The following is a 14,619-nucleotide window of genomic DNA, read 5'->3' as shown; positions in this document are numbered from 1 at the left end:
CCCGCCCCTTCCCGCAACCAGGGGCTCCGCCCCCGGACCCCCGCTCCTCAATCGCCGGAGGGGCTGAAAACGGGGCGGGCAGGGGGACAAGGCCCGCCGCAGGCGTCCCGATACCATGCCGTACAACGATCACCACCGACCGAGGAGCCAGCCCCATGGCGGGAGAACCGCAGCCCGACTGCCTGTTCTGCAAGATCGTCTCGGGTGAGATCCCGGCAACCATCGTCCGGGAGACCGAAACCACCGTCGCCTTCCGGGACATCAACCCCCAGGCCCCCACCCACGTACTCGTCATCCCTCGCGTCCACCACCCGGACGCCGCCGCCCTCGCCGCCGCCGAGCCGGCCATCGCCGCCGACATACTGCGCGAGGCCGGACACATCGCATCCGACGAGAAGATCGTCGACACCGGCTACCGGGTCGTCTTCAACACCGGCTCCGGCGCCGGGCAGACCGTCTTCCACGCGCACGCCCACGTCCTGGGCGGCCGCGGACTTCAGTGGCCCCCCGGCTAGAACGGTCGATCGCACACCGTGTCCGTACGCGAACTCGTGGTCCTCGGCACCGCCAGCCAGGTCCCGACCAGGCACCGCAACCACAACGGCTATCTGCTGCGCTGGGACGGCGAGGGCATCCTCTTCGACCCGGGTGAGGGCACCCAGCGCCAGATGCTGCGGGCCGGCGTCGCCGCGCACGACATCGACCGGATCTGCGTCACGCACTTCCACGGCGACCACTCGCTCGGCCTGGCCGGGGTCATCCAGCGGATCAACCTCGACCAGGTTCCGCACCCGGTCACCGCGCACTACCCGGCGAGCGGACAGCGTTTCTTCGAGCGGCTGCGGTACGCGACCGCCTACCGCGAGTCCGTCGAGCTGACCGAGGCCCCGGTCGCCGCCGACGGGGTGCTCGCCACCACGGACGCGTACACGCTCAGCAGCCACCGGCTCTCGCACCCCGTCGAGTCGTACGGCTACCGGCTCGTCGAACCCGACGGGCGCCGCATGCTTCCCGCGAAACTCGCCGAACACGGCATCAAGGGCCCCGACGTCGGCCGGATCCAGCGCGAGGGCGCCCTCGGCTCCATCACCCTCGACGACGTCTCCGAGCGCAGGCGCGGCCAGCGGTTCGCGTTCATCATGGACACAAGGCTCTGCGACGGCGTGCACGTGCTCGCCGAGGGATGCGACCTGCTGGTCATCGAGTCGACCTTCCTCGACGAGGACGAACGGCTCGCCACCGACCACGGCCATCTGACCGCCGGCCAGGCTGCCCGGGTGGCCAGGGACGCGGGTGTACGGCACCTCGTACTGACCCACTTCTCGCAGCGGTACGACGACCCGGCCGCCTTCGAGGTCCAGGCCCGCGCCGCGGGGTTCGAGGGCGAACTGACCGTCGCGCGGGACCTCGGCCGGGTTCCCGTGCCCACCCGGCACATCTGACACACATCGGTACCACCATTTGTGAGTGTGAAATACCCGTGCACCTCCCCAAAGCCGAACTCCACCTCCACATCGAGGGAGCCCTCGAACCCGAGCTTGCCTTCGCGCTCGCCGCACGCAACGGCGTACAACTGCCGTACGCGAACACCGAAGAGCTCCGCACCGCCTATCTCTTCGACGATCTGCAGACCTTCCTCGACCTGTACTACGCGCTGATGGCCGTGCTCCGGACCGAGGAGGACTTCGAGGAACTCGCCGACGCGTATCTCACCCGCGCCGCGGCCCAGGGCGTCCGGCACGCCGAGATCTTCTTCGACCCGCAGGCGCACACCGCACGCGGCGTCCCGATCGGCACCGTCGTCGAGGGGCTCGGCCGGGCGCTGGAGCGCAGCGAGGAGAAGCACGGCATCTCCACCCAGCTGATCATGTGCTTCCTGCGCGACCAGTCCGCCGAATCGGCGCTGCGGACCCTGGAGTCCGCGAAGCCGTATCTGCACCGGATCAGCGCGGTCGGCCTCGACTCGGCGGAGGTCGGGCACCCGCCCGTCAAATTCCGCGAGGTGTACGAGGCCGCCGGAGCACTCGGGCTGCGCAAGGTCGCCCACGCCGGCGAGGAGGGCCCGCCCGAGTACATCCGGGAGGCCCTGGACGTCCTCGGCGTCGAACGCATCGATCACGGGCTGCGCTGCATGGAGGACGCGGACCTGGTGAAGCGGCTGGTCGCCGACCGGGTACCGCTCACCCTCTGCCCGCTGTCCAACGTACGACTGCGCGCCATCGACACCCTGGAACAGCACCCGCTGCGGGCCATGATGGCCGCCGGACTGCTCTGCACGGTGAACTCCGACGACCCCGCCTACTTCGGCGGCTACGTCGGAGACACCTTCCACGCCGTCCACGAGGCGCTCGGCCTGGACCAGGAGCAACTGCGCACGCTGGCCCGCAACTCCTTCGAGGCGGCCTTCCTCGACCACGACGAGGAGCGCAGGGCGCGCTACCTGGCCGAGGTCGACACGTACACGTTCGACTGACCGGACCCGCCCGACGGACCCGCCGTGCGGAACGCGTTCCTGACCGGGCGCCTGCGGCGCACGGGCAGGCTGATCTCCGTGACGGCCTGCTCGGGCGCGCCCAGTCTGGGTACGGCGCCGGGCACCGCCCCGGTGGTGACGGCGAGCAGCGCGGCCGGGGCGCCACCCCGGCGGCGCACCGATCCCGGCACCAGCGGACGGCCACCGGTGTGCAGGGCGACGGCCGTGACCGGGGCCGCGACCAGGAGCGTGACGGCGCCCAGGACCAGGCCCATGGCCGGGTACCCGGCCTGCTCGGACAGCACACTGCCGAGGACCGGCCCGCAGGCCACCCCGACCGATGACGCGGAGCCCGCGAGGACCGCCCAGCGCCCGCGTACGTCCAGGGACGCGGCCAGGCCGATCAGATACGACAGGACCACCGGGTAGACGGTGTTCCACAGGATCTCGCCGGTCGCGAACGAGCCGAGGTTCCCGGCCGACGAGCTGAGCACGATGCTCGCCGCGATGATCAGAGTGCCCACACCGATCGGCACCGCCCGGCCGAGCCTGGCCCCGAGTACCCCGGCGCCCATCACCCCGAGCAGCCCCGCACCGAGCGCGGCGGCGAACACCGCGCCGATGGTGACCTCGGAGAGCCCCACCTGCACCACCCCGATCCGGCTGCTGACGCCCCACAATGCGTTCTGCGCCATGGACCAGACGAGCATGCCGCCCGCCAGCACCAGGCCGGAGCGGCGGTGCGGCAGCCGACGGGGGACGGGAGTGGCGGGGCCGCTGGGCGCGGCGCAGCCGAGCCGTGCCGTGGCGGGCCAGACGAGCAGGGCGACCAGGGCGATCGAGGCGAACGGCAGCCGGTGGCCGCCGCCGAGGTGCGGGATCGTCAGATAGAGGGCGCCCGCCGTCGCGGAGACGCTCAGCAGACCGAGCGACGAGGTCCGGTGCGGATCGCGCTGGGCGGCGATGCCCGCCGCGGCCACCGCCGTAGCCGTACCGGAACCGAAACCGCCGATCACCGCGCCCATGACCACCAGCGGCACGGAACTCGCCAGCGCGGCGCAGCCGTACCCCGCCATGGCCAGCACGAGCCCGACCCGCGCCGGTCTCCGCGGCCCGTACGCCTCGACCCGGCCCGCCAGCGTGAACCCGGCGGCCGCCGAACTCAGCAGCAGGGCACTGCCCGCCAGACCGGCCTGGGCCGTACTGAGACCGAGATGGACGGAGAGCCGCCCGACGATGGTGGGGAGCAGATAGGCGGCGAGGTAACCGGCGGTGAACACGGCGACCAGGGGCCACGCGGCGCGAGGGCGCGAGGACATGGGCGTTCCTGAAGACATGCCGAAGCGGCGAAGGAGGCAGGGAGGGCAGGCGAGAGCAATGCGGGAATGCGGGGAAGGCGGTGCACACGTCGGCAGCTGTCGCAGACGGGGCTCGCGGGCCCAATTTGTATCAACTGCACCCAGTCGGCCGAAAGGCACCCCTGTGTGATCTGGGTCACGGATGCGTTTACCCTTCGATCATGCGGGTAGCCGTGCATGTTTATGCAGGTCGGCATCCCTGCGCGCGGGGCCGGCGCGCGCTCCTCGGAAGTGGCGGCGCGGACCCTCCGGATACCGGCGCGCATCGGGCACACTGGCCGGATCTGCCACGACCGGGGAGTGCAAGGTGAGCACAGACATTCCAGGCATCGACCCACTGGACGGGCTGCGCGCCCCGCAGGACCCCGACTGCGACGTCTTCCTCACCGGCGCGGTCTTCCTCGACATCATCTTCACCGGCCTGGACAGCGCCCCGGTGCGCGGCACCGAATCCTGGGCGCGCGGCATGGGCTCCAGCCCCGGCGGGGTCGCCAACATGGCCACCGCGCTGGCCCGGCTGGGACTGCACACCTCACTCGCCGCGGCGTTCGGCGACGACCACTACGGCGAGTACTGCTGGGACGCCCTGGAGCAGGGCGAGGGCATCGACCTGTCCATGTCGCACACCGTCCCCGGCTGGCACTCGCCGGTGACCGTCTCGATGGCGTACGAGGGCGAGCGGACGATGGTCTCGCACGGCCACGAGGCCCCGGGTCCCGCGGGCACCCCCGGCGCCGCGATCCCCGCCGGGGAACCCGTGTTCCCGCGCTGCCCGCCCCGCGCCCGCGCCGCCGTCGCCTCGCTCGCCCCCGGCCGCAGCGAACCCTGGGTCGCCAAAGCGGCCGGGAACGGCGCCCGGATCTTCGCCGACGTCGGCTGGGACGAGACCGGCCGCTGGGACCTGGACGCCCTCACCGACCTGCGACACTGCCAGGCATTCCTCCCCAACGCCGAGGAAGCGATGCGCTACACCCGCACCGACTGCCCGCGCGCCGCCGCCCACGCCCTGGCCGAGCGGGTGCCCCTCGCCGTGGTCACCCTCGGCGCGGAGGGCGCGTACGCCGTGGACGCGGCGACCGGGGCCAGCGCCGAAGTACCCGCGATCGAGGTCGAGGCCCTCGACCCGACCGGGGCGGGCGATGTCTTCGTCGCCGGATTCGTCACCGGCACCCTGGCGGACTGGCCCCTGGCCGACCGACTGGCCTTCGCCGGACTGACCGCGGCGCTCTCGGTGCAGGAGTTCGGCGGATCGCTGTCGGCACCCGACTGGGACGAGATCGCCGCCTGGTGGCAACAGGTCAGCACCTTCGCCGACCAGGACCCGGCCGCGCTCCAGCGCTACGCGTTCCTGGAGAAGCTGCTGCCCACGGCCGCCCGGCCGTGGCCGCTGCGCCGGGCCGTCCCGACGATCGGCTTCCGCCGCCCGGCATGACCCGGGGCACACGCGTTCGCAGTGCGTACGGAAAAGCCCTCGGTGTTGTCAGCGCGGAGTCGTAGGCTTGGTAACCCAGAGGTTGTCGATCGGCGAGAACCTTGCAACGGGAGGTATGTGCAGGCCACAGAGCCGGCCCATGACTCAGACATCCACAGACCAGACCCCCGCGCCGGGCCAGGCGCGAGCCCAGTTCACCGTACCGGCCAAGCATCCGATGGTGACTGTCCTGGGTTCAGGCGACTCCCTGCTGCGCGTAATCGAAACGGCCTTCCCGGCGGCCGACATCCATGTCCGGGGAAACGAGGTCAGCGCCGCCGGGGACGCGACGGAAGTCGCTCTGATCCAGCGCCTGTTCGCCGAGATGATGCTGGTGCTCCGCACCGGTCAGCCGATGACGGAGGACGCAGTGGAACGCTCGATCGCCATGCTCAAGGCAACGGAGAGCGGTGAGGGGGACGGTCTGGAGACACCGGCCGAGGTACTCACCCAGAACATCCTCTCCAGCCGCGGCCGCACCATCCGTCCCAAGACGCTCAACCAGAAGCGGTACGTCGACGCGATCGACAAACACACCGTCGTCTTCGGCATCGGCCCCGCGGGCACCGGCAAGACCTACCTCGCCATGGCGAAGGCCGTCCAGGCCCTGCAGTCCAAGCAGGTCAACCGGATCATCCTGACCCGCCCCGCCGTCGAGGCGGGCGAGCGGCTCGGCTTCCTGCCCGGCACGCTCTACGAGAAGATCGACCCGTATCTGCGCCCCCTCTACGACGCACTGCACGACATGCTCGACCCCGACTCGATCCCGCGGCTGATGGCGGCGGGGACGATCGAGGTGGCGCCGCTGGCATACATGCGTGGAAGGACGCTCAATGACGCGTTCATCATCCTCGACGAGGCGCAGAACACCAGCGCCGAGCAGATGAAGATGTTCCTGACCCGGCTCGGCTTCGATTCGAAGATCGTCGTCACCGGTGACGTCACGCAGGTCGACCTGCCGAACGGGACCAAGAGCGGTCTGCGTCAGGTCCGGGACATCCTCGAAGGTATCCAGGACGTGCACTTCTCCCTGCTCACCTCCCAGGATGTCGTCCGGCACAAGCTGGTCGGCCGTATCGTCGACGCGTACGAGAAGTACGACAACCGAGACAGCCACAACGGGAAGTAGTCGCGCCGCACCATGTCGATCGACGTCAACAACGAGTCCGGAACCGAGGTCGACGAGCAGGCGATCCTCGACATCGCCCGCTACGCGCTCACGCGGATGCGGATCCACCCCCTCTCCGAGCTCTCGGTGATCGTCGTGGACACCGACGCCATGGAGCAGCTCCACATCCAGTGGATGGACCTGCCGGGGCCCACGGATGTCATGTCCTTCCCGATGGACGAACTCCGTCCGCCGTCCAAGGACGAGGAGGAGCCCCCGCAGGGGCTCCTCGGTGACATCGTGCTCTGCCCCGAGGTCGCCAAGCAGCAGGGCGAGGACGCGTCGACGCAGCACTCCATGGACGAGGAGCTCCAGCTCCTCACCGTCCACGGAGTGCTGCATCTCCTCGGGTACGACCACGAGGAGCCGGACGAGAAGGCCGAGATGTTCGGCCTCCAGGCCGCGATCGTCGACGGCTGGCGTGCCGAGCGCGGCCTGACCGGCCCGTCGCCCGCCCCCACGGTGTCGTGAGCGTTCCCCTTGTCCTGGGCGCCGTGCTGCTGGTCGTCGTCGGCTGGCTGGCGGCCTGCGCGGAGGCGGGCATCGCCCGTACGTCGAGCTTCCGGGCCGCCGAGGCGGTCCGCTCCGGGCGGCGCGGCAGCCAGAAGCTGGAACAGGTCGCGGCGGACCCGACCCGCTACCTCAATGTCGCCCTGCTGGTGCGGGTCGCCTGCGAGATGTCGGCCGGTGTGCTCGTCACGTACGCCTGTCTGAAGGAGTTCCCGGAGACCTGGGAGGCTCTGGCCGTCGCCATGGCCGTGATGGTCCTCGTCTCCTACGTCGCCATCGGCGTGTCGCCGCGCACCATCGGCCGTCAGCACCCGCTGAACACGGCGACGGCGGCGGCGTACGTCCTGCTGCCGCTGGCCAGGGTCATGGGCCCGGTCCCGCAGCTGCTGATCCTCATCGGCAACGCGCTGACGCCGGGCAAGGGGTTCCGCAAGGGACCGTTCGCCAGCGAGGCCGAACTGCGGGCGATGGTCGACCTCGCCGAGGCGGAGTCGCTGATCGAGGACGAGGAGCGCCGCATGGTGCACTCCGTCTTCGAGCTCGGTGACACGCTCGTACGCGAGGTCATGGTGCCGCGGACCGACCTGGTCTGCATCGAGCGGTACAAGACGATCCGGCAGGCGCTGACCCTGGCACTGCGCTCCGGCTTCTCGCGGATCCCCGTCACCGGGGAGAACGAGGACGACATCGTCGGCATCGTGTACCTCAAGGACCTGGTCCGCAAGACGCACATCAACCGGGAGTCGGAGGCCGATCTCGTCTCCACGGCCATGCGGCCGGCGGCGTTCGTGCCCGACACGAAGAACGCCGGTGATCTGCTGCGCGAGATGCAGCAGGAGCGCAGCCATGTCGCCGTCGTGATCGACGAGTACGGCGGTACGGCGGGCATCGTCACCATCGAGGACATCCTCGAAGAGATCGTCGGTGAGATCACCGACGAGTACGACCGTGAACTCCCGCCCGTCCAGGAGCTGGAGAACGGTTGCTTCCGGGTGACCGCGCGCCTCGACATCGGCGACCTCGGGGACCTGTTCGACCTCGACGAGTACGACGACGAGGACGTGGAAACGGTCGGCGGACTGCTGGCGAAGGCGCTGGGCCGGGTGCCGATCGCCGGGGCGTCGGCGGTCGTCGATCTGCCGGACCGCCGCCGGCTGCGGCTGACGGCGGAGGCTACGGCGGGCCGCCGGAACAAGATCGTCACGGTGCTGGTGGAGCCCGTGGGGCAGGAGGGGGTGGACGCGGAGTGACTCCGCAGCAGCTGAGGGCGTTCTGCCTGGAATTCAATGCGAGCGTCGAGGAGTTCCCGTTCGGGCCGGAGACGTCCGTCTTCAAGGTGCTCGGCAAAATGTTCGCGCTCAGCACGCTGGACGGGCGTCCGCTGTCGGTGAACCTCAAGTGCGATCCGGACGAGGCGGTGCGGCTGCGGGAGGAGTACGACGCGGTGGTGCCGGGCTGGCACATGAACAAGCGTCACTGGAACACGGTGACGGTGTCCGGGGTGCCGGACCGGGTGCTCCGTGAACTGATCGAGGACTCCTACGACCTGGTGGTCGCGGGCTTGCCGAAGACGGAGCGGCTGAGGCTCGACCGGGCGTAGGGCCTCTCGGGATCAAGCCTCTTCGGCGGTCGAGGAGAGGGAGTCCGCGGGCGGAGCCACCGGTTGCGGCAAGGGGCGGGGCGGGCAACGGGCCCGCCGGTTCGTATGCTCGGCACATGACTGAGAGCACCGACCTCGGCCCCGAGGACCGCAAGATCGTCACGCTGGCCCGCAGCGCCCGCGCCCGCAACGGTGTGCCGGAGGGTGCGGCCGTACGGGACGAGACCGGACGTACGTACGTCGCGGGCACCGTGCGGCTGGAATCGCTGAAGCTCAGCGCGCTGCAGACCGCCGTCGCGATGGCCGTGGCCAGTGGCGCCACCTCGCTGGAGGCGGCCGCGATCGTCTCCGAGGCGCAGACCCCGTCGGACGAGGACCGCGCCGCGGTACGGGACCTGGGCGGCCCGGACACACCGGTGCTGCTCGCCGGCCCCGACGGCACGCTGCGGGTCAGCGTGACTGCGGGCTGACGTCGGCGGAATCCCCCGGCGGCGTCTCCCGGCAGAATCCCCGGCGGAATTCCTCGGCGCGGTGCGGATCTTGACACCATCTGATGGTCCATCAGTCACTGCATTTCGCTGCCATTGACTTCTTTTCGGCCGGAGTCGTCAATGGGCCCCCTGTCGGCGCAGAAGAGCCGCTGCGCCGCATCCGGCAGGAGGGGGCTCCATGCGTCCGACCGTACGAAGAATCAGCATGCGAAGATCCGACGCCCGAAGACGTCCCGCGCGCGGCCGCCGCTGGGCCGCCGCGCTGGGCGTGGGTGCGCTCGTCGTCGCCGGGGGAGGGGGACTCGCAGGCCCCGCGCAGGCCATGGCGACAGCCTCCGTACCGGTGGACTTCCCCACCCACTGCATTCCGCCGGCCATCGCGGGCATCCCGCCGATCGACGGGACGACGAAGGCCGAGATCACCGTGGACAACGCCGCCCCGATGGTGGGCGACACGGTCACGGTCACGTACACCGTCGTCAAACCGGCCGCGAGCAACCCGGTCGATCTTGCACTGCCCGCCGACATCATGACGCCGACCGGCAAGGTCACCGTCGGCGGCGCGCAGTCCGCGAGCGTCACCGTCGCGGGCCCGAAGAAGAACGACCCGGTACCCGGCAAGGGCGACTTCCCGTCGTTCTCGATGACCGGCACCTTCGCGGTCACCGCACCCGGTCAGATCACGCTGTCGCCCGGCGACTACAACATCCACACCAGCTACATCATGGAGCTGGACACCCCGTGCACGGTGACGGACCCGCCCGCTCCCGTCTCCGAGACGATCATCGCGACGGACGGCGGCGGCCAGGTCAACGAGCGTGCCATCCAGCTCGGGGCCGCATCCGGCAAGGCCGGTGACGCGGTCGGCGTGACCGGGGCGAAGTTCACCCCGGGCGCGGACATCACGCTCGCGGGCCGGGCCGGCGACCAGCAGACCGCCGACACGGCCACCGTGAAGGCGGACGGCTCCGGCGGCTTCAGCGGCCGGCTCACCGTCAGCGATCCGGCCACCACCGGCATCGTCGCCTACGAGGGCGGCAGCTGGGACGCGGCCAAGGGGGCGGGCCCGCAGGCCTACACCGTCACGAGTGGCGGCGGGGGGATCCCGGACGGCAGCCAGCAGCTCAACACCTCCGTCAAGGCGGGCACGCTCTCCATGGTCCAGGCCGGGGACACCGTCGAGATGTCGGCGGTCGACTTCGGGAAGGGCGGCGCCTCCCGCGGCTCCCTCCGGACGGTGACGGTCGAGGACTACCGCGGCGGCCCCGCCGGCTGGTCCCTGACCGGAAAGGTCACCGACTTCAAGGGCCCCGGCGGCGCGACGATCGGCGCATCCGCTCTCGGCTGGACCCCGGTCTGCGCGACGAAGCCCGGCAGCGCCAGCACCTGTGCGGCCGGTTCCGCGGGGCCGGTCGGCAGCGCGGGCGCCACGCTGGCATCCGCGCCGAACGGGACCCTCACCGGCGGTGAGTTCACCGTCGACGCCCGGCTCGCGCTGACCGTACCGGCGTACACCGCCCCCGGCGCGTACTCCGGCGTGCTCACTCTCACGCTCACGTGACCGAGCAGTCCCGACCGACCGGTGGACCGGGCGCGCACCCGCCCGGACCGCCCGTCCCGACCCCCGACCAACCCGGAGGCCTTGCACCGTGCGCAAGCTGTACGTACTCCTCCTGGCCGGCGTCCTCCTGCTGACCGGCGCCCCCGCGGCCCACGCCGCGGACAACGGCAGCTGGTCGGTCTACCCGGCCACCACACAGGCCGGTCAGCGCCCGTACTTCTACCTCTCCGCCGACCCCGGCGCCACACTCGACGACAAGGTCACCGTCACCAACAAGACGGACCGGCCGCAGACCTTCCGGCTGTACGCGGCCGACGCGTACAACACCGCACGCGACGGCGGATTCGCCGTCCGCGCCCAGCACGAGAAGCAGCGCTCGGTCGGCGCCTGGGCGAGGACCGACCGCGACCGGGTCACCGTGCGGCCGCACGGCTCCGTCACCGTCCCGCTCACCATCACCGTCCCCGAGGACGCCGAGCCGGGCGACCACCCCGGCGCGCTCGTCGCCCTCGACGAACGCATCGACCCGGCCGACGCGGGAGCCGTCGCCGTCGGCATCCGCAAGGCGGTCGGCGCGCGGATCTATCTGCGGGTGAACGGGCCGACCATGCCCGCGCTCTCCGTGGACGACGTCCGGGTCGAGCACAGCCAGCCGCTGGTCCCGGGCACCGGGAAGAGCCGGGCCGTCATCTCGTACACGCTCCACAACCGCGGCAATGTCACCCTCAACCCCAAGGTCGCCCTCAGGGCCGAGGGACTCTTCGGCCGCACCCTGCTCGCCCGCGACCTGAAGAAGATCCCCTCCGAGCTGCTGCCCCGCCAGCGGGTCCGGCTGACCGAACAGTGGGCCGACGCGCCGCAGCTGGAATGGGGCGAGATCAAGGTGACCGCGAGTGCCCGGGACACCCGTGAGTCCGCCGCCGCCCCGTACTTCGCACTGCCCTGGCTGGTGGCCGGGGTCCTGCTGGTGATCGTCGGCGGGGGTGCGGGGATGTGGATACGGGCCCGTCGGAGCCGTACCCGTAAGGCCTGAGACGGCGCGGCAGGGGCCCCGTCGCGGCGGTTGGTACGGCGGGGCCGCCAGGATCGGGGACAATGGGCGCCATGAGCGTTCGACCTGACACAGAAGCCGCTGCCCAGCAGGCTGCGAACAACGCCCCCCACCGGGCCGGCTTCGCCTGCTTCGTGGGCCGCCCCAACGCGGGCAAGTCCACCCTCACGAACGCTCTGGTCGGCCAGAAGGTGGCGATCACCTCCAACCGGCCCCAGACCACCCGGCACACCGTGCGCGGCATCGTGCACCGCGAGGACGCCCAGCTGATCCTGGTCGACACCCCCGGCCTCCACAAGCCGCGCACGCTGCTGGGCGAGCGTCTCAACGACGTCGTACGGACCACCTGGGCCGAGGTCGACGTCATCGGCTTCTGCCTGCCCGCCGACCAGAAGCTCGGCCCCGGCGACAAGTACATCGTCAAGGAACTCGCGGGCATCAAGAAGACCCCCAAGATCGCCGTCATCACCAAGACCGACCTGGTCGACTCCAAGCAACTCGCCGAACAGCTGCTCGCCGTCTCCCGCCTCGGCGAGGAGCTCGGCTTCGAGTGGGCCGAGATCATTCCGGTCTCGGCGGTCAAGGCGGAGCAGGAGGCGGGACGCAGTCCCTCGAACAAGGGCGGTGGTGGGAGAGGGGCCGGCCAGGTGGGCCTGCTGGCCGACCTGATCGCGCCGCTGCTCCCGGAGAGCCCGCCGCTCTACCCGGAGGGCGACCTCACCGACGAGCCCGAGATGGTCATGGTCGCGGAGCTGATCCGGGAGGCCGCGCTCGAAGGCGTACGGGACGAGCTGCCGCACTCCATCGCGGTCGTCGTCGAGGAGATGCTGCCGCGCGAGAACCGCCCGGCGGACAAGCCGCTGCTCGACATCCACGCCAACGTCTACATCGAGCGCCCCAGCCAGAAGGGCATCATCATCGGCCCGAAGGGCAAGCGGCTGAAGGACGTCGGCACGAAGTCGCGCAAGCACATCGAGGCTCTGCTCGGCACGCCGGTCTTCCTGGACCTGCATGTGAAGGTGGCCAAGGACTGGCAGCGCGACCCGAAGCAGCTGCGGAAGCTGGGGTTCTGACCCCGGCCCCGGTCCCGGCCCGGCGGCCGGAGGCCGACGCCGCCGCCCGAAGCCGCTGAGGCCCCCTGGGGCCGAGGGGTGCGAGGGCGGCCGTGCGGGTGGGCCCCGAAGCAGCTGCGGAGGCTGGGGTTCTGACCGTTGCCCGGCTCCGGGGCTTTTGGCCCCGAGCTGGGGTTCCGACCGTGCAGTCAGGCGGCGTACGCCCCGCTCACGCGCCCTCCTTCAGGACGCGTGAGATCAGCGTGCGCTGGGCGTCGGTCAGCTTCGGGTCCGCGCAGTGGATCGTGCGGTCGCCGATCGTGATCCGGTACCGGAAGCCGTCCGGGACGCCCGGGGGCGGGGTGCCGTGGCCCGCGGCCAGTGCCGATTCGGCCAGGGCCTCCCACTCCCCGGCGTCGGCCCGTCCGGTGGTGTCGACCTCGCGGTGGCGTGCGATGCCGGCGAAGCCGCCGGTCCTGCTGACCTGGATCCGCATGTGGTGTCCTCCATCGCCGGACGGGCCCGGGAATGCCCGCTGTGTGCGCTACGCGGTCGGTACGCCCACCTCCGACCATGCCTTCAGGACCGCCTCCGCCTCGTCGCCCTCCCCGAAGCGGCTGCGGGCCGCGGCCACCGTCAACCGGGCGAAGGAAGCGAAGTCCGCGTCCACGGCCAGTTGACCACCTGTGAGCACATCGAACCAGAGCTGCCCGGCCCGCTCCCACGCCTTGCCGCCGAGTGCCGTCGCCAGCAAATAGAACGCGCGGTTCGGGATGCCCGAATTGAGGTGCACTCCGCCGTTGTCCTCACTGGTGTGGACATAGTCCTCCATCTTCGCGGGCTGCGGGTCCTTGCCGAGCACGTCGTCGTCGTACGCGGTTCCCGGCGCCTTCATGGAGCGCAGGGCGTCGCCCTGGACGCGGGGCGCCAGCAGCCCGGCGCCGATCAGCCAGTCGGCCTGGTCGGCGCTCTGGCCCAGTGAGTACTGCTTGACCAGGGAGCCGAAGACGTCGGACACCGATTCGTTGAGCGCGCCGGACTGGCCGTAGTAGCTCAGATTGGCGGTGTACTGGGTGAGGCCGTGCGCCAGCTCGTGGGCGATCACGTCGATGGCGACGGTGAAGTCCAGGAAGATCTCGCCGTCCCCGTCGCCGAAGACCATCTGCTCGCCGTCGAAGAAGGCGTTGTTGTACTTCTCGTCGTAGTGCACCGAACCGATCAGCGGCAGCCCGTTGCCGTCGATCGAACGGCGGCCGTACGCCTTGAGCAGCAGCTCGAAGGTGGCTCCGAGCCCCGCGTACGCGCGGTTGACGCTCGCGTCCTTTGTCGGCTCCTGGCCCTCCGCGCGGACCTTGGTACCGGGCAGCCGGGTGCGGTGGCGGCAGTCGTACAGGGTCCGGTCGGGCTTGTCGGAGGCTTCCCCCTCGGTCGCGCGGGAGGTGGGCACGGTGACGACCGTGGCCATCTGGCGGCGGGTGCGGCGGGCGGCGTCGCTCTCCAGGGTGCGGCGGGCGGGGCCCGCCAGATCGGGGTTGTCGGACTGCGACAGCTTGTCGAGGACATGGGGCGGCACGATGGTGCAGAAGACGGGGTGGAACCCGTGCTGTGACTGAGGCTGCATGCATGCGACTGTGGCACCGGGTAATCGCGATGTCACTGGTTGCGACCAGGATTGATGAAATGGAGTGATTGATCACTCTTGGGCGTTTCCGGCGACCGGTCCCGCATACTGATACGGGACGGACGCATCGGACGCCTCTCGGCTACGCTCGTCGCATCATGCGTTTCGGGCTGCTTCTTCTTAGCTGCCGCGGCGAGGGCCTGTAGTCGTAGGCCGACCCCCTCCCCGCGGAGTCTGGTGTTGCAGCGACACAGTCGGCCGTC

General features: G+C 70.8%; 15 protein-coding genes. 12 read left to right on the top strand and 3 right to left on the bottom strand.

Annotated features, from left to right (window positions below; all coding sequences use genetic code 11):
- The first annotated feature begins 155 nt into the window (after nt 1-155).
- The 3 genes from ACFVV1_RS19725 to ACFVV1_RS19715 are packed head-to-tail and all read left to right on the top strand — an operon-like array spanning nt 156 to nt 2,473.
- Nucleotides 156-515: a histidine triad nucleotide-binding protein gene (locus tag ACFVV1_RS19725; protein ID WP_389990611.1), complete on the top strand. Its 360-nt coding sequence runs from the start codon at nt 156-158 to the stop codon at nt 513-515.
- Nucleotides 516-533: 18 nt separating this feature from the next.
- A complete protein-coding gene (locus tag ACFVV1_RS19720; RefSeq protein ID WP_389990609.1) occupies nt 534-1,442 on the top strand; it encodes a ribonuclease Z in 909 nt (302 codons plus the stop codon).
- A gap of 38 nt (nt 1,443-1,480) precedes the next feature.
- Nucleotides 1,481-2,473: an adenosine deaminase gene (locus ACFVV1_RS19715; RefSeq protein WP_389990607.1), complete on the top strand. Its 993-nt coding sequence runs from the start codon at nt 1,481-1,483 to the stop codon at nt 2,471-2,473.
- Here the strand turns inward: ACFVV1_RS19715 and ACFVV1_RS19710 are convergent.
- On the bottom strand, nt 2,437-3,792 hold the full coding sequence (locus ACFVV1_RS19710) for an MFS transporter (RefSeq protein ID WP_389990605.1): 1,356 nt from the start codon (nt 3,790-3,792) through the stop codon (nt 2,437-2,439). The two genes, ACFVV1_RS19715 and ACFVV1_RS19710, sit on opposite strands and share 37 nt — an antisense overlap.
- A 346-nt stretch (nt 3,793-4,138) precedes the next feature.
- Between ACFVV1_RS19710 and ACFVV1_RS19705 the strand changes: the two genes are divergently transcribed.
- From ACFVV1_RS19705 to ACFVV1_RS19665, 9 genes are all read left to right on the top strand, one after another.
- Entirely contained in the window at nt 4,139-5,263 is a 1,125-nt protein-coding gene (locus ACFVV1_RS19705; protein WP_389990603.1) for a carbohydrate kinase family protein, read from the top strand.
- A gap of 139 nt (nt 5,264-5,402) precedes the next feature.
- Nucleotides 5,403-6,431, top strand: a complete 1,029-nt coding sequence (locus tag ACFVV1_RS19700; protein ID WP_389990601.1) for a PhoH family protein — start codon at nt 5,403-5,405, stop codon at nt 6,429-6,431.
- A gap of 12 nt (nt 6,432-6,443) precedes the next feature.
- A complete protein-coding gene (ybeY, locus tag ACFVV1_RS19695) occupies nt 6,444-6,941 on the top strand; it encodes an rRNA maturation RNase YbeY (RefSeq protein ID WP_389990599.1) in 498 nt (165 codons plus the stop codon).
- On the top strand, nt 6,938-8,230 hold the full coding sequence (locus ACFVV1_RS19690; RefSeq protein WP_389990597.1) for a hemolysin family protein: 1,293 nt from the start codon (nt 6,938-6,940) through the stop codon (nt 8,228-8,230). Before ybeY ends, ACFVV1_RS19690 begins: the two co-directional genes overlap by 4 nt.
- Nucleotides 8,227-8,580 (top strand): MmcQ/YjbR family DNA-binding protein, encoded by a 354-nt coding sequence (locus tag ACFVV1_RS19685; protein ID WP_389990595.1) that lies wholly within the window; start codon nt 8,227-8,229, stop codon nt 8,578-8,580. The genes ACFVV1_RS19690 and ACFVV1_RS19685 overlap by 4 nt, the downstream gene beginning before the upstream one ends.
- Nucleotides 8,581-8,696: 116 nt before the next feature.
- Complete coding sequence (locus tag ACFVV1_RS19680; RefSeq protein WP_389990593.1) at nt 8,697-9,050, top strand: cytidine deaminase; 354 nt, start codon at nt 8,697-8,699, stop codon at nt 9,048-9,050.
- Nucleotides 9,051-9,276: 226 nt separating this feature from the next.
- Nucleotides 9,277-10,632, top strand: coding sequence for a beta-xylosidase (locus ACFVV1_RS19675; RefSeq protein ID WP_389990591.1), 1,356 nt, complete (start codon nt 9,277-9,279; stop codon nt 10,630-10,632).
- Nucleotides 10,633-10,720: 88 nt separating this feature from the next.
- A complete protein-coding gene (locus tag ACFVV1_RS19670; RefSeq protein ID WP_389990589.1) occupies nt 10,721-11,665 on the top strand; it encodes a WxL protein peptidoglycan domain-containing protein in 945 nt (314 codons plus the stop codon).
- Nucleotides 11,666-11,727: 62 nt separating this feature from the next.
- On the top strand, nt 11,728-12,756 hold the full coding sequence (locus ACFVV1_RS19665; RefSeq protein WP_389990587.1) for a GTPase Era: 1,029 nt from the start codon (nt 11,728-11,730) through the stop codon (nt 12,754-12,756).
- A gap of 208 nt (nt 12,757-12,964) precedes the next feature.
- Here ACFVV1_RS19665 and ACFVV1_RS19660 read toward each other — a convergent pair whose 3' ends face one another.
- Nucleotides 12,965-13,231, bottom strand: a complete 267-nt coding sequence (locus ACFVV1_RS19660) for a protealysin inhibitor emfourin (protein ID WP_389990585.1) — start codon at nt 13,229-13,231, stop codon at nt 12,965-12,967.
- Nucleotides 13,232-13,279: 48 nt separating this feature from the next.
- A complete protein-coding gene (locus tag ACFVV1_RS19655) occupies nt 13,280-14,356 on the bottom strand; it encodes a M4 family metallopeptidase (protein WP_389990583.1) in 1,077 nt (358 codons plus the stop codon).
- Nucleotides 14,357-14,619: the final 263 nt, after the last annotated feature.

Origin of the sequence: Streptomyces sp. NPDC058092, from assembly GCF_042884935.1 — a bacterium.
Lineage (GTDB): Bacteria > Actinomycetota > Actinomycetes > Streptomycetales > Streptomycetaceae > Streptomyces.
This window is presented reverse-complemented; position numbering and strand designations above follow the sequence as displayed.

What these genes read in the sequence shown, in the direction of transcription:
- ybeY (WP_389990599.1), top strand. Translation starts at nt 6,444, where the DNA reads ATGTCGATCGACGTCAACAACGAGTCCGGAACCGAGGTCGACGAGCAG.
- ACFVV1_RS19660 (WP_389990585.1), bottom strand. Translation starts at nt 13,231, where the DNA reads ATGCGGATCCAGGTCAGCAGGACCGGCGGCTTCGCCGGCATCGCACGC.
- ACFVV1_RS19680 (WP_389990593.1), top strand. Translation starts at nt 8,697, where the DNA reads ATGACTGAGAGCACCGACCTCGGCCCCGAGGACCGCAAGATCGTCACG.
- ACFVV1_RS19665 (WP_389990587.1), top strand. Translation starts at nt 11,728, where the DNA reads ATGGGCGCCATGAGCGTTCGACCTGACACAGAAGCCGCTGCCCAGCAG.
- ACFVV1_RS19725 (WP_389990611.1), top strand. Translation starts at nt 156, where the DNA reads ATGGCGGGAGAACCGCAGCCCGACTGCCTGTTCTGCAAGATCGTCTCG.
- ACFVV1_RS19675 (WP_389990591.1), top strand. Translation starts at nt 9,277, where the DNA reads ATGCGAAGATCCGACGCCCGAAGACGTCCCGCGCGCGGCCGCCGCTGG.
- ACFVV1_RS19710 (WP_389990605.1), bottom strand. Translation starts at nt 3,792, where the DNA reads ATGTCCTCGCGCCCTCGCGCCGCGTGGCCCCTGGTCGCCGTGTTCACC.
- ACFVV1_RS19655 (WP_389990583.1), bottom strand. Translation starts at nt 14,356, where the DNA reads ATGCAGCCTCAGTCACAGCACGGGTTCCACCCCGTCTTCTGCACCATC.
- ACFVV1_RS19700 (WP_389990601.1), top strand. Translation starts at nt 5,403, where the DNA reads ATGACTCAGACATCCACAGACCAGACCCCCGCGCCGGGCCAGGCGCGA.